General features: G+C 48.4%; 10 protein-coding genes. 7 read left to right on the plus strand and 3 right to left on the minus strand.

Going from position 1 to position 14,089, the window contains the following annotated elements; all coding sequences use genetic code 11:
• Positions 1 to 17: 17 nt before the first annotated feature.
• Positions 18 to 1,526, minus strand: coding sequence for a polyphosphate:AMP phosphotransferase (gene pap, locus ACYVJG_RS05995; RefSeq protein WP_460430248.1), 1,509 nt, complete (start codon positions 1,524 to 1,526; stop codon positions 18 to 20).
• A 221-nt stretch (positions 1,527 to 1,747) separates the two neighbouring features.
• Here pap and ACYVJG_RS06000 point away from each other — a divergent pair, with 221 nt between their 5' ends.
• From ACYVJG_RS06000 to ACYVJG_RS06025, 6 genes are all read left to right on the plus strand, one after another.
• The gene (locus tag ACYVJG_RS06000) at positions 1,748 to 3,754 is read left to right on the plus strand and encodes a methyl-accepting chemotaxis protein (protein WP_460430249.1); all 2,007 of its coding nucleotides are present in this window, start codon (positions 1,748 to 1,750) and stop codon (positions 3,752 to 3,754) included.
• Positions 3,755 to 3,998: 244 nt separating this feature from the next.
• Positions 3,999 to 6,005 carry a methyl-accepting chemotaxis protein gene (locus ACYVJG_RS06005; RefSeq protein WP_460430250.1) on the plus strand — a complete coding sequence of 669 codons (2,007 nt, stop codon included), beginning with the start codon at positions 3,999 to 4,001 and terminating at the stop codon, positions 6,003 to 6,005.
• 104 nt (positions 6,006 to 6,109) lie between these two features.
• A complete protein-coding gene (locus tag ACYVJG_RS06010) occupies positions 6,110 to 7,276 on the plus strand; it encodes an NAD(P)H-dependent flavin oxidoreductase (RefSeq protein ID WP_027405346.1) in 1,167 nt (388 codons plus the stop codon).
• A gap of 72 nt (positions 7,277 to 7,348) precedes the next feature.
• Positions 7,349 to 8,707, plus strand: coding sequence for an aldehyde dehydrogenase family protein (locus ACYVJG_RS06015; RefSeq protein WP_460430251.1), 1,359 nt, complete (start codon positions 7,349 to 7,351; stop codon positions 8,705 to 8,707).
• Positions 8,708 to 8,723: 16 nt separating this feature from the next.
• Positions 8,724 to 10,133 carry an FAD-binding oxidoreductase gene (locus tag ACYVJG_RS06020; protein WP_460430252.1) on the plus strand — a complete coding sequence of 470 codons (1,410 nt, stop codon included), beginning with the start codon at positions 8,724 to 8,726 and terminating at the stop codon, positions 10,131 to 10,133.
• The gene (locus ACYVJG_RS06025) at positions 10,134 to 10,484 is read left to right on the plus strand and encodes an Hpt domain-containing protein (RefSeq protein WP_460430253.1); all 351 of its coding nucleotides are present in this window, start codon (positions 10,134 to 10,136) and stop codon (positions 10,482 to 10,484) included.
• Here the strand turns inward: ACYVJG_RS06025 and ACYVJG_RS06030 are convergent.
• Together ACYVJG_RS06030 and tpx are read right to left on the minus strand one after the other, a co-directional pair.
• A complete protein-coding gene (locus ACYVJG_RS06030; protein WP_460430254.1) occupies positions 10,481 to 11,632 on the minus strand; it encodes an HD-GYP domain-containing protein in 1,152 nt (383 codons plus the stop codon). The two genes, ACYVJG_RS06025 and ACYVJG_RS06030, sit on opposite strands and share 4 nt — an antisense overlap.
• A gap of 145 nt (positions 11,633 to 11,777) precedes the next feature.
• Entirely contained in the window at positions 11,778 to 12,275 is a 498-nt protein-coding gene (tpx, locus tag ACYVJG_RS06035) for a thiol peroxidase (protein WP_022654211.1), read from the minus strand.
• Between the two features lie 160 nt (positions 12,276 to 12,435).
• On the opposite strand from tpx, the gene ACYVJG_RS06040 reads away from it, so the two are divergent.
• A complete protein-coding gene (locus ACYVJG_RS06040; protein ID WP_460430255.1) occupies positions 12,436 to 14,037 on the plus strand; it encodes a methyl-accepting chemotaxis protein in 1,602 nt (533 codons plus the stop codon).
• Positions 14,038 to 14,089 lie beyond the last annotated feature (52 nt).

Genomic DNA, 14,089 nt, shown 5'->3' on the forward strand with positions numbered 1-14,089 from the left:
CAATAGAAAATTGTTGCTTATCCGTTGCTTTTTAATAAACGACTCTCCAAAGCGTTACATAACGTACGCAAAATTTTCAATCTTGCATACAATTTGTTATTGGCTTCTACTAAAGTCCACGGTGCAGATTGCGTGCTTGTTCTGTCGATCATATCGCATACGGCATCCTTATATTGGTCCCATTTTTCACGATTGCGCCAATCTTCCTCAGTGATTTTAAAGCGCTTAAAGCCTGTTTCTTCTCGTTCTTTAAAGCGTTTTAATTGTTCCTCACTCGAAATAGCCAACCAGAATTTTACTACAATGATATTGCCAGCCACTAATTGCTGTTCAAAATTGTTAATTTCATTATAAGCGCGCATCCATTCATGCTCAGAACAGAAGTTTTCTACCCGTTCGACTAAAACACGGCCATACCAAGAACGGTCGAAAATCGTGATGCCGCCTTTTTTCGGTGTTTCACGCCAAAAACGCCATAGCCAAGGTTTGGCTCGCTCATCTTGACTGGGGGCCGCAATCGGGACGATGCGATAACGTCTGGCATCTAAGGCCGCCGTCACCCGCCGAATTGCGCCGCCTTTCCCTGCTGCATCGTTGCCTTCAAACACCACTACTAGAGCCTGTTTTTTGAAGTTAGGATGGCGGGTTAATTCATGTAATCGACCTTGTAAAACGGCCAGTTCAGTTTTGTATTCTTCCTTATCCACCGTACGATCTAAAACCAGCGTATCGAGCAATTGCAAGCCATCGACAGGTGGCAACAGTGGGGCAACCTCGGCAGCGGCATGATGGCGGCGTTCTCCGCCACGGTTGAGGCGGCTGCGCAATGCTTGATAAATCACCCGTGCCACAGTGAGATCACGGTAACGCGCATCTTCCCCTTCCACCAATACCCACGGCGCCTCACCTGTGCTGGTCATGCGTAGCAATTGTTCAGCTTGGTGATAAATACGGTCATACAGTTTGTGATGATTCCAATCGGTTTCTGTTACCCGCCATGCACTTTTTTTATCGGCTTCTAAAGATTTGAGACGTTTTTTCTGTTTTTCTTTTGAGAGATGAAACCAGAATTTCAGAATCAGCGCACCTTCGGCACACAGTTTTTTTTCAAAGGCTAAAATCTGCCCAATTTGCAACATGGCCTGTTTTTCATCGGTCTTATCATACACCCGACCAAATAAAACATCTGAATACCACGAGCCAAAAAATACGCCTGTTCTACCTTTTGGGGGTAAAGCGTTCCAATAACGCCACATCCAAGGCCGTTGTGCTGATTCTTCGGATGAAGAAAATAAAGCTGTCTCAGCACTGACTTGAATTAAACGTGGGTCCATCCATTCATTTAGCTGGTGTAATGTTTCGCCTCGTCCCGCCCCATCAAATCCGTTAATTAAGATAATCAGTGGAAAATCGCCTTTTTCGCGTAATTCATACTGAGCATCCAGTAATGCTTGTCGCAATTCTGGCATTTCTTCCTGATAACGTGCCTTGTCGATCTTATGCCCGAGTTCAGCAGATTCAAACATACGTTTTTTCCTTTCCTTGCTTGACGTGTTTTTTGTTGTTTGTTGCACAAGATACGCCAGCTAACGCATTTTGTGCACGGTCTTTGCATTACTTGTGGTGGTGAGCTGCTATCCCTTAAACTCGAGAAGCATTTGTTAAAAACAATAAAATACAGAAAATTACAATAAAACATTGGGTTGAAGCATACAACTACTCTTAAATAGTGCGGGAGTCACTTATCATGTCTTTAAATCTTAGCTTTCGCAGTAAAATATTGCTCAGCATCAGTGGTCTTGCCGTGTTGGGTTTTACTGCCTCCATCGGTTACGCGACGTGGGCGAATCAAAATTATGTATTAAAAGAAGGCGGTGAGGCAGCGGTGATTCATGCCAAATTGCTCACCCGTAATATCAGCAGCACCTTATTTGGTGGGCGTGATTTAGCCAGCTCGATGGCTGAATTGTTGGCCACTTTGTCACAAGCCGGCGTTAAAGATCGCGACCTCATCAACAAGATTCTTAAAGACCAATTACAAGCTAGACCTAATACGTTAGCCCTTTGGACCGCATGGGAACCCAATGCGCTTGATGGCCGTGATGCTGAGTTTGTCAACCGCAAGCCCGACCATGATGCCACCGGTCGCTATATCCCATATTGGGTACGTTCTGGTGACAAAATCATTGTCGAACCGTTAGTTGATTACGATAAACCCGGTGCCGGTGATTACTACTTATTGACCAAGAAAAATAACGCGCTGACCTTCCTCGAGCCATATCTCTATCCGGTGGATGGCAAAACTGTGCTGTTGACGTCAATTGTGCAACCGATTCCAAACAAAACCGGTTCGCAGTTTCTTGGTGTTGCTGGGATTGATGTATCGCTAGATGCGTTTAGCGAAGCGCTGAGCAAGGAAAAACCCTATGGCACCGGTGTGTTGTCACTGGTGTCGAATCAAGGCAACTGGTTGGTTCATCCAGAAAAAGACAAAGTGACAAAATCGGCTAATGACCTGCCAGCAGAGGCTTTAGCGGCTATTAAGGCTGGGCAAAGTTATCAATTTACCGATCAAGATGATGTGATGCACTTTTTTGAGCCGATCTCGATTGATAAAACGATGGAGCCCTGGTCGTTACGGGTCTCGATTCCAAAATCCAGCCTGTTAGCGGAAGCCAACTCAGTACGCAATACCACGCTGTTGATTAGTGTATTGGCGGTGGGGGTGATGTTGTTATTGATTGCGGCGATTTTGCGTAGCTTGTCGCAACCCTTGGTGCGCTTGTCGAACACCATGCAAACGTTGAGTCAAGGCGAAGGAGATTTAACCCGTCGTTTAGACATCACCAGCCAAGATGAAATCGGCCAAACCTCAAATGCGTTTAACCAGTTTATGGATAAGTTGCGTAGCATGTTCCATGAGGTGAAACAACACGCCGGTGTTTTGCATGAAAGTGTGAATCAGCTGGCAACCGTGGGTGCACAAGTGGAAAGCAATGCACGGCAACAAGCCGATGCGGCCAGCGCAACATCTGCCACGGTTGAACAAGTGACGGTCAGCATCAGCCACATTGCCAGCAATTTGCAAGAAGTTGAAAACACGGCGAAGAAAAACGGCGAGATTGCCAGCCAAGTGGCGGCGTTGGTGAACACCACGGCTAAAGAAATCGACACGGCAGCAACGGCGGTGCAATCGCTGTCTGGCACGTTGGGGGTATTGAACCAACGCTCAGAACAAATCTCGAGCATTGCCAATGTGATTAGCGATATTGCAGATCAAACCAACTTGTTGGCCTTAAATGCCGCAATTGAAGCGGCACGGGCAGGTGAACAAGGACGCGGTTTTGCCGTGGTGGCGGATGAAGTGCGGAAACTGGCAGAACGCACCGGCAGCGCAACACAAGAAATCACACAGATGATTGCCGCGATTCAAACCGAAATGCGGGCTGCTACCAGCGGGATGGAAGATGCCAACAGCCAAATCAACAACGGTGTCAGCATGGCACAAGAGGCCAGCCGTGCCATCTCGGCGATTCATCAAAATGCACAGAATGTGATGTCGGCGATTGCCGAAATTTCACGGGCGACCGCAGAGCAGTCGTTGGCGAGCAATGATATTGCACAGCATGTTGAGCAAATTAGCGCGATGGCACAACAAACCGACCAAGCGGTACAACAAGCGATTCGCACCACCCAGAGTATTAGTGTGTTGGCGGGTGAATTGGGACAACAGGTGAACCGCTTTCGAACTTAATTAAATGATTTTGACCTCTGCTGAGTGATTGGCTCACTTTTTAATTGAGAAGCTATTGCATCTGAGTTAAGAAGTGAGTTTTTTTATTTTTCTGGTAAGTGGCGACTAAAAGTTGTTGAAGCGCAAAAGAATCGCTTACACTAGCGATATAATTGCAAAAAACAACAAAGCTTACACAAAAATTCCACAAAGTCAGAAAAGTGAAGCACCAACTTATCATAAGATCATGCGGGAGGTCTCAATCGTGTCTTTGAATCTTAGCTTTCGCAGTAAAATCTTGCTCAGTGTGAGTGGCCTTGCCATATTAGGGTTTTCTGCTTCTATTGGTTATGCAACATGGGCAAACCAAAGTTATATTTTAGAGCAAGGCGCCGAAGCGGCTGTATTACAAGCTCAAGCCCTAACCCAAAATATCAGTAGCCCTTTATATGAGGGGCGTGACTTGGCAGAATCGATGGCAGTGATGATTGCCACCATGCACGAGCGCGGCTTAAAAGATCGCGATGCCGTTACCGCGATTTTGGGTGATGAATTGCGCAAGCGACAGCGGATGATCGGTGTGTGGACTGGATGGGAAGCGAATGCTTTTGATGGCCGTGACGCCGAATTTGCCAACCGCAAACCCGACCACGATGCCACGGGTCGTTACATTCCCTACTGGGCACGCTCTGGTGACAAACTGATTCTTGACCCACTGATTGATTATGATAAGCCCGGTGCTGGCGATTATTATCTGATCCCAAAAAAGAATAATGCACTGACGTTTCTTGAGCCATATCTGTATCCTATCGAAGGTAAAAATGTGCTGATGACGTCGATTGTGCAGCCCATTACCTTAAAAAATAATCCTAATTTTGTTGGTGTTGCTGGGGTGGATGTCTCCCTCGACAATATTGGTAAAACCCTTGACCAAGTTAAGCCCTACGGCAATGGGTGGTTGTCGTTGGTATCGCATGAAGGGAATTGGTTAGCACATCCAGAAAAAGACAAAATCACCAAACCAGCCCAAGATCTCCCGCCAGAAGCTATCGCTGCTATTAAAGCAGGTCAGCCTTATACCTATACCGATGGTAATAGCGTCATGCACTTCTTACAGCCGATTACGGTTGATAAGAATATGGCTCCGTGGTCGATGTTGGTTTCGATTCCAAAATCCAGCCTATTATCCGAAGCCAACTCAGTACGCAATACCACGCTGTTGATTAGTGTATTGGCGGTGGGGGTGATGTTGTTACTGATTGCAGCGATTTTGCGTAGCTTGTCGCAACCCTTGGTGCGCTTGTCGAACACCATGCAAACGTTGAGTCAAGGCGAAGGGGATTTAACCCGTCGTTTAGACATCACCAGCCAAGATGAAATCGGCCAAACCTCAAATGCGTTTAACCAGTTTATGGATAAGCTGCGCAGCATGTTCCATGAGGTGAAACAACATGCCGGTGTTTTGCATGAAAGTGTGAATCAGCTGGCAACCGTGGGTGCACAAGTGGAAAGTAATGCACGGCAACAAGCCGATGCCGCGAGCGCGACATCTGCCACGGTTGAACAAGTGACGGTCAGCATCAGCCACATTGCCAGCAATTTGCAAGAAGTCGAAAACACGGCGAAGAAAAACGGGGAAATTGCCAGCCAAGTGGCGGCGTTGGTGAACACCACGGCTAAAGAAATCGACACGGCAGCAACGGCGGTGCAATCGCTGTCTGGCACGTTGGGGGTATTGAACCAACGCTCAGAACAAATCTCGAGCATTGCCAATGTGATTAGCGATATTGCAGATCAAACCAACTTGTTGGCCTTAAATGCCGCAATTGAAGCGGCACGGGCAGGTGAACAAGGACGCGGTTTTGCCGTGGTGGCGGATGAAGTGCGGAAACTGGCAGAACGCACTGGCAGTGCAACACAAGAAATCACACAGATGATTGCTGCGATTCAAACCGAAATGCGGGCTGCTACCAGCGGGATGGAAGATGCCAATAGCCAAATCAATAACGGTGTCAGCATGGCTCAAGAGGCCAGCCGTGCCATCTCGGCGATTCATCAAAATGCACAGAATGTGATGTCGGCGATTGCCGAAATTTCACGGGCGACCGCAGAGCAGTCGTTGGCGAGCAATGATATTGCACAGCACGTTGAGCAAATTAGCGCGATGGCACAACAAACTGACCAAGCGGTACAACAAGCGATTCGCACCACCCAGAGTATTAGTGTGTTGGCGGGTGAGTTGGGACAACAAGTTAACCGCTTCCGCACCTAAGACGTTAGAATTCTCTCATCCGCTGGTTTGATTTGTATCAAACCGTTCAAAGCGGGTGAGATAGACACTCTCTTTTTTGCTGGTTTGGGGTTAGGGATTTTATGATAGACAGTGTGTTTCCTCCGTTGGTATTGCGTGGCCAGAATCTGTTACCCGTGGTGCAAGGAGGTATGGGGGTTGGTATCTCGGCCCACCGTTTGGCAGGGGCTGTGGCGCATGAAAATGCGGTTGGTACCATTGCAAGCGTCGATTTGCGCCATCTGCACCCCGATTTAATGGAGGAATCGGCACACGTCACCGATGCTGCCGGTTATGATCGTTTGAATTTGATTGCACTTGATCGCGAGATCAAACAGGCTTTAGCCATTGCCGATGGCAAAGGGATCGTGTCGGTCAATGTGATGAAGGCGGTGGATGCCCACGCGAAATATGTGCAACAAGCTTGCGAGTCGGGCGCTCAAGCCATCACGATGGGGGCCGGTCTGCCATTAGACCTGCCTGATATGGTCAATGATTACCCCCATGTTGCACTGCTGCCGATTTTGAGTGAATCACGCGGAATCAGTATCGTATTAAAACGCTGGATGAAGAAAAATCGTTTGCCCGATGCGATTGTGATTGAACACCCTCGCTATGCCGGTGGTCACTTGGGTGCTGCTAAACGTGATGAAATCAACCACGAACGGTTCGATTTTGCCCGTGTGTTGGAAGAAACCTTCGAAGTATTCAAAACACTGGGCTTAGAACGCGAAAAAGTGCCGCTGGTGGTGGCTGGTGGTATCAATAGTTTTGAGAAAGTGAAGACCTATGTGGGGCTGGGCGCCTCAGCGGTGCAAGTGGGTACCGCTTTTGCAGTCACCCAAGAAGGCGATGCCCACGACAATTTCAAACGTGTTTTGGCAGAGGCCAAACCAGAGGATATTGTCGATTTTATGAGTGTGGCCGGTTTGCCTGCGCGTGGTGTGATGACCCCTTTCTTAAAGAGCTATTTACGCCGCGAAGACAAGTTGCAAGCCAATGCCAAAGCCGATCCTGCCCGTTGTACTCAAGGGTTGAATTGCTTGTCGGTATGCGGTTTACGCGATGGCTTGTCAAAAGTGGGTCAGTTCTGCATTGATTTGAAACTGGCTGCGGCTTTCCGTGGCGAAGTCAATAAAGGGCTGTTCTTCCGTGGTTCGGAAACCCTGCCGTTTGGCAGCGCCATTCGCTCGGCACGTGAGTTGTTGCACTATCTCACCACCGGCGAAAAACCCGCTAATCTTGCTTATTAATAGTCCATAAAACCGGATATTCTGCTCAAGCGCTGCCGCAAGGTGGCGCTTTTTTGTTACAGTGCAACAATTATGAGCGCCTTTACCAGTTGTAACCCCGCCAATGGGGATGTGTTATTTACCCGACCCACGTGGCCGCCGGAAAAACTCTTGTCTTGCTTTCAACGAGTTAGACAACAGCATCCCGTGTGGGCAAACAGCGAAACCGCGCTGCGCGCACAACTTTTACTCAATTTGGCCGACCGTTTGCACGATCACCGCGATAGATTGGCTGCCTATGTGACACAAGAAGTGGGGCGGCGGACGGCAGAGTGTTTGGCTGAAATTGATAAATCCATTTTATTGATCCGCTATTACGCTGATTTGGCGCCGCGTCTTCTCGCTCAACAAACCATTGCCACGTCTGCCAGCCGCAGTGCCGTTGCTTTTGAACCTCTCGGTATTGTGTTGGCGATCATGCCGTGGAATTACCCTGTGTGGCAGGTGTTGCGATTTGCCATTCCTGCTCTAATGGCAGGCAATGCCTGTGTAGTGAAACCCGCTCCATCGGTACCACAAACTACGGCATTACTTGAACAGGCGATTGCAGAGGCGAATTTAAGTGATTATCTGCAAGTGGCATGGATTGACCATGAACACGTCGAACAGGCGATTGCATTGAGTGATGCTGTTGCCTTTACTGGTTCAACACAAACCGGACGCCATATCGCCAGTCTGGCCGGTAAACATCTCAAAAAAAGCGTGTTAGAACTGGGTGGCAGCAATCCATTGATTGTGCTGGCCGATGCAGACTTAACCTTGGCGGCACAAGAGGCCTGTCATTCACGATTCCGTGATGCGGGCCAGTCGTGTAATGCTGCCAAGCGGATTATTTTGGTGCCAGACATTGCCGAAGCCTTTATGGCGATATTTTTGCCTCTGGTGGCCGAACTGCGTTGTGGCCCGCCGAATGAAGACCTCACCACCCTTGCACCTTTGGCCCGTGCCGATCTGCGTGAAAAACTCCACGCACAAGTGCTTGATGCCGTGCAACATGGGGCACAGTGCAAAATCGGTGGCGTGATGCCTGAAGGCAGTGGTTTTTTCTATCCGGCAACGGTACTCGATCATGTCACCCCACAGTGTCGGGTCTATCACGAAGAAACTTTTGGCCCTGTCGCCAGCGTGATACGGGCACACAATGAGGCTGATGCCATTCGGATTGCCAACGATACCGCTTTTGGCTTAGGTGCCTCTATCTTTACTGCTGATGAAGCACATGGTTGGCACTTGGGACAGGCGTTAAATGTTGGTAGCGTGTTTATCAATCGCTATACCAGCTCAGATTTACGTTTGCCATTTGGTGGGGTAAAAGCGTCGGGTTATGGCCGCGAATTATCCGAGTTTGGCCTCTATGAATTTGTGAATGTCAAAACCTATTGGCAGCGTTAACGGGTAGGAAAAGTTTGTGGATACTGCGCCTATTTTGTCTCGACTCCGTCAAATTGTCGGTCATGAATGTGTCTATACCGATGCCACCACAACTGCCCCTTTTGTTATTGATTGGCGCAAACGCTTTCATGGTCAAGCCTTGGCGGTGGTATTGCCCAGCACCACAGCAGAAGTGGCTGAGGTAGTAAAGTGCTGTCAGCAATATGGTGTGCAATTGGTACCACAAGGCGGCAATACGGGTCTGGTTGGTGGTGGTGTGCCGGATGCGTCAGGGCAGACAGTGGTATTGTCTCTGCGCCGCTTACGGCAGATTCGTCATATTGATGCGAATAACAATACGATGACTGTCGAGGCTGGCCTCACGCTGGCGGAGCTGCATCAACACGCACAGACTATTGAACGTTTATTCCCATTATCCTTAGCTTCTGAAGGCAGTTGTACCATTGGTGGCAATATTGCGACCAATGCCGGCGGGACAGCGGTGCTGCGCTATGGCAATATGCGGGAATTAACCCTAGGCTTAGAAGTGGTATTGGCCAATGGTGAGGTGTTATCCGAACTCAAAGGGCTGCGGAAAAATAACAGTGGCTATGATCTAAAACAGTTGTTTATTGGCAGTGAAGGGACGTTAGGGATTGTCACTGCCGCAACAGTGCGGCTGTTTCCGTTGCCTACTGCATATTGCACTGCCATGATTGAAGTGGCTTCGCCCGATGTGGCTTTGGCGTGGTTGCATGCCTTACAAGCGCGCTTTGATGATCGTTTAACCACGTTTGAATTGATTTCAGGACGCTGTTTGCAGTTGGTGCAAACCCATATCAGTGGCGCCCGCGTGCCGTTTCACGCGCCTTGGGCGGTGTTGTTTGAGTTATCGGATGGCGGCGAAGACGCGCATCTTGAACAACAATTATTGGAATGGTTGCCATCTGCTCCGCGCTATGGTGAAGCCGTGATTGCCCAAAATCGCAAAGAGCGCCAAGCCCTATGGTTGGTGCGCGAGGCCATCTCTGAGGCACAAAGCTGTGAAGGTATCAGCTTAAAACACGATATTGCGGTGCCGGTATCAGCCGTACCGATGTTTTTACAACAAGCCGGTGATAAGTTGCGTGCGACTTTCCCCGATTGTCGTATCACCGCTTTTGGTCATTTGGGTGATGGTAATTTGCACTATAACGTCAGCCAGACTGGTGGTGCTGATATCTATCAAGATGAGCCACGGGTCAATCGGATTGTTTTTGAAACGGCCTACCAGCTTGGCGGTACGTTGTCGGCAGAGCATGGGATTGGCCGATTACGGCGAGAGACGCTATGGCAATATCGCTCGCCATTAGCGCGACAGGTGATGCAACAGCTTAAACAGGGGCTTGATCCGACTGGGTTGTTTAACCCCGGCGTGTTGTTTCCTGCACAAGAAAAGGATAGCTAAATGTCTGCCGAATATCTTCCAGTTGACCGTGCGATGGCACTGGAAAAACTGATGAATAATGCCGAACTGCATCAAACCTTATGCGGCATGTTTTTACAGCGTTATGCTGATGCAGAAACCGTATTCAGCCTGTGGCAAACCGAAGAGCAAATGGCTGCAGCACGTTTATTAGCGCATAGCTTAGTCAGTGCGGCCAGCATGATTGGGGCAAATCAGCTCAGTGTTTTAGCCCGCCAGTTCGAAACCGCACTGCGTAAGCAAGAACTTGAACAATGTCCCGCGTGCAGTGAGGCCGTACGAACTGAATTGGCAAAAGTGATGGTGTGTGTGCGTGAGTTATATCCGAGTTAACGCTGAGGATTGCCGGTAATCCAACGGCGAATCACCTGATTAAACGGTTTGATAAATTCTGGGGCAAATTGATCTTCACAGGCATTGACTTCAGCGACGGCACGCAAGGCAGATAAGCTGTGACCGCGATGGCTATGTTTGAGATTCACCGCTTCAAACGCATCAACAATCGCCAAAATTTTTGCACCGGCACAGATATCTGGGCTGAACAAGCCTTGTGGATAGCCGCCACCCAGCGGTCGTTCATGGTGTTCACGCACCATTCGTGCCGCTTCATCCCATCCCTTCATCCTTGCCAGCAAATCCGCAGCCCAATTGGGGTGTGATTGTAAAACGGCACGGTCGCTATCGCTTAACCGTTCAACTTTCAACCACACGGCTTCTGGTAAGAACATCATGCCAACATCGTGCATATATACCGCCGCCTCTAATTGAGCAGGGCTCACCGGATAACCTGCCTCGCTATTGGTTTCTTCGGCTAATTTCAAGACCCGTGCTGTTCGGCCAAGCAAATGAGGCGAACGGGTTTCTAATTGTTGGGCGAGTGAGCGGAAAAAAGCGAGATCTTGTGCTTCTTGGCTAGTATGAGGTTCGGGTTCAACCTCAGTCGGCATAGCGTCATTGCTGCTGAAAGGCGCAAAATTGAGCTCGTGGGTTTGTTCTGGTGTTGCAACAGGACGAAAGCCGGTGATGTTTTCAATAAAAATTGCTGCTTGGGTTTCGATGCGGTCCTTCGGTTGTACCGACAGCATTTCAAGCCCAATCAACATTTCATGCAGATGTAGCGGGGCAAGGGTGCGGTGTTCGGCCAGCGCTTCTATGGCTTGTTCCAACCTGTCTAAGGCAAGCAAAAACACTTCACCAATCAGTGGGGTAAAGATTAGCTCGTTATCTCGCATCCGCGACAACAAGCTTTCAATGGGGAAGCAAATACGCACCCCAAGTTCTAACTTACACAGGGCTGAGTCGCCCTTTAGATTATGTACTGCACGAAATAGAGCAGTCAGGATATCGCGAGAAGTAGGGTTGTCGCGTAGGCGTGCGACATCGCGTTCAATTGCTGGCGCTAAATCTGCCAAAGAATCAACAAAGTCGGGAAAAGAATCCGTATCAAAAACACGGAATATCATTTCATCACTACCGTACATACCCCCACTCCCTGTCTATGACAAATTCGGGTTATTTATCAATAATAATCAATTAAAATGATGTATAAATAATCCGTATTTGTAACAAAAAACCTGTCCCGCTTGATATTGTATTTAAAAGGGGACAGGTAAAACTGAAATGTTTTTATGCCAAAGCAGCTAAAGCTTTGGCATAATCTGGTTCTTCTGCAATTTCACCAACTAACTCAGCATGTAAGACACGATTATCTGCATCCAACACAATCACGGCGCGGCTGGTTAAACCACTTAATGGGCCAGATGCAATGGCGACACCGTATTGTTCAGCAAAATCTTGATTGCGGAAGGTAGACAGCGTCAACACTTTATCCAAGCCTTCGGCAGCACAAAACCGCTTTTGCGCAAAAGGCAAATCAGCAGAAATGCATAATACCACCGTATTCGCTAACGCTGCCGCTTGCTCGTTGAATTTACGTACCGAGGTCGCACACGTTGGTGTATCGATGCTTGGGAAAATATTGAGCACTTTGCGTTGCCCTGCAAAGTTATCTAAGCCCTGTTCTGACAAATCTGCAGCAACCAAGCGAAATGCTGTAGCGGTCGCACCGACTTGAGGAAATTGGCCATTCAAAGTGATGGGATTGCCTTTTAAGGTAACGCTCATGGTGATGACTCCTCACGAAAAAACTTGACTTAATGCAAATATTGCGAACTTGGCTCAGGAAATTACGATCTTGGCCGATAAATTTGCAAATTTGTCATTACAATGAATACTTAAGTAATCCCTTTTGACGAAAGGTTAACGCATGTTTGCACAACTCTCCATGCGCACCAAGCTAATGGTCTTGGTTGGCGTGGCGCTGGCCGGTTTAATTGTTCTTGGCATGGTCGCCATGTACTCCCTTAAGGCTGCTATGTTAGCCGACCGAACCGACAAAGTGCGCAATATCACTGAAGTAGCTGGGGGGGTCATTGCTTATTTTGAGGAGCAAGCGGCAAATGGCAAGTTATCTGATGCACAAGCGCAAAAATTAGCACAAGAGGCTTTTACTAAGGCCCGTTATGATGGTGTTGAATATGTGTTTGTGATTGCCCCTGATAGCACTTGGTTGGCTTATCCACGCGCCGACTTGTTGGGTAAAAAAATGCGTGAGGTGGTGCCAAGTTTGTATCAGCTGTTTGAACAACGGTTGCAAACCGCACCCAATGGGGTGGTGATTGAATATGTATGGAAAAAAAATGACGAGGTTGGTGAGGTCGGTAAGGTAACCTATGCGGCCATTTCTCAGCGTTGGAAATGGTGGTATGGCACAGGGATTTATGTAGATGATGTGCAAACCGCATTTTTGAAATCCAGTTTATGGATGGGCATCGCGATTGTTATTTTGGCAGTAATTTTATTGGCATTAAGTGGGGTGATTACGTCACGTTTGATTCGCGAATTGGGGGGTGAGCCAGGCTATGCGGCTGATGTGGTCCGCACGATTGCTGCGGGTGATCTACGGCAAAATATTCAACTTCGCCCTAATGACCATAGCAGCTTATTGGCGGCGATTGCTGATATGCAACAACGGTTGCGTACCCTGATTCGTGAAATTGTCGGGAACGCCGATTCTCTAGGTAGTATGGCTGGCAATATTGCCGATCATGCCGACCGTACGGCAAAAAGTTCTGAAGATCAAAGCAGTGCTGCCACTGCGATGGCTGCCTCGATTGAAGAGATGACGGTCAGTATCAACCACATTGCCGATCATGCAGAACAAGCGCGGCAATCGTCTGCTCAGGCAGGCGATCTAGCTGGGCAAGGTGCTTCGGTATTGGGACAAGCTGTCACAGAAATTCAACGAATTAACCAAGCGGTAGAAGAGGCTTCCTGTACTATTGTGCAGTTGACCGATAAAACTGAAACCATCTCGTCAATTGCCAATGTGATTCATGACATTGCCGACCAAACCAATTTGTTGGCCCTCAATGCGGCAATTGAAGCCGCTCGCGCTGGTGAGCAGGGACGTGGTTTTGCTGTGGTGGCAGACGAGGTACGGAAATTGGCGGAACGCACCGGCACTGCAACGCAAGAAATCAGCCGCATGATTGCCGATATCCATACCAGTTCAACTGTCTCGCGTGAAAATATGGAAGAAGCCGTTGTACGGGTGCGGGCAGGGGTTGATTTGACTGAACAAGGTGGCAGTGCGGTAAACCGGATTCATGAGGGCTCGTCACAGGTGTTGCATGTGGTGAATGATATTTCTCATGCTTTGCGTGAACAAAGTCAAGCCAGTAACGACATTGCAATGAATGTGGAAAGAATTGCCCAAGTTGCAGCAGAGAATGCTGGCATTGCTCACGAAACGGCCCAAGCAACCAATCAAATGCACCAAATGACCGATAGCCTGAGAAAAATGGTGAGCCGATTCCAAATTTAATTATTTTGGTAGTTTAATGAACTATCTATAAATAAAGCATAAGCATTTTTAT

The organism is Aquaspirillum soli, assembly GCF_054781915.1.

Coding starts and splice junctions, on each gene's coding strand:
- pap (WP_460430248.1), bottom strand. CDS start 1,526: ATGTTTGAATCTGCTGAACTCGGGCATAAGATCGACAAGGCACGTTAT.
- ACYVJG_RS06000 (WP_460430249.1), top strand. CDS start 1,748: ATGTCTTTAAATCTTAGCTTTCGCAGTAAAATATTGCTCAGCATCAGT.
- ACYVJG_RS06015 (WP_460430251.1), top strand. CDS start 7,349: ATGAGCGCCTTTACCAGTTGTAACCCCGCCAATGGGGATGTGTTATTT.
- ACYVJG_RS06025 (WP_460430253.1), top strand. CDS start 10,134: ATGTCTGCCGAATATCTTCCAGTTGACCGTGCGATGGCACTGGAAAAA.
- ACYVJG_RS06030 (WP_460430254.1), bottom strand. CDS start 11,632: ATGTACGGTAGTGATGAAATGATATTCCGTGTTTTTGATACGGATTCT.
- tpx (WP_022654211.1), bottom strand. CDS start 12,275: ATGAGCGTTACCTTAAAAGGCAATCCCATCACTTTGAATGGCCAATTT.
- ACYVJG_RS06040 (WP_460430255.1), top strand. CDS start 12,436: ATGCGCACCAAGCTAATGGTCTTGGTTGGCGTGGCGCTGGCCGGTTTA.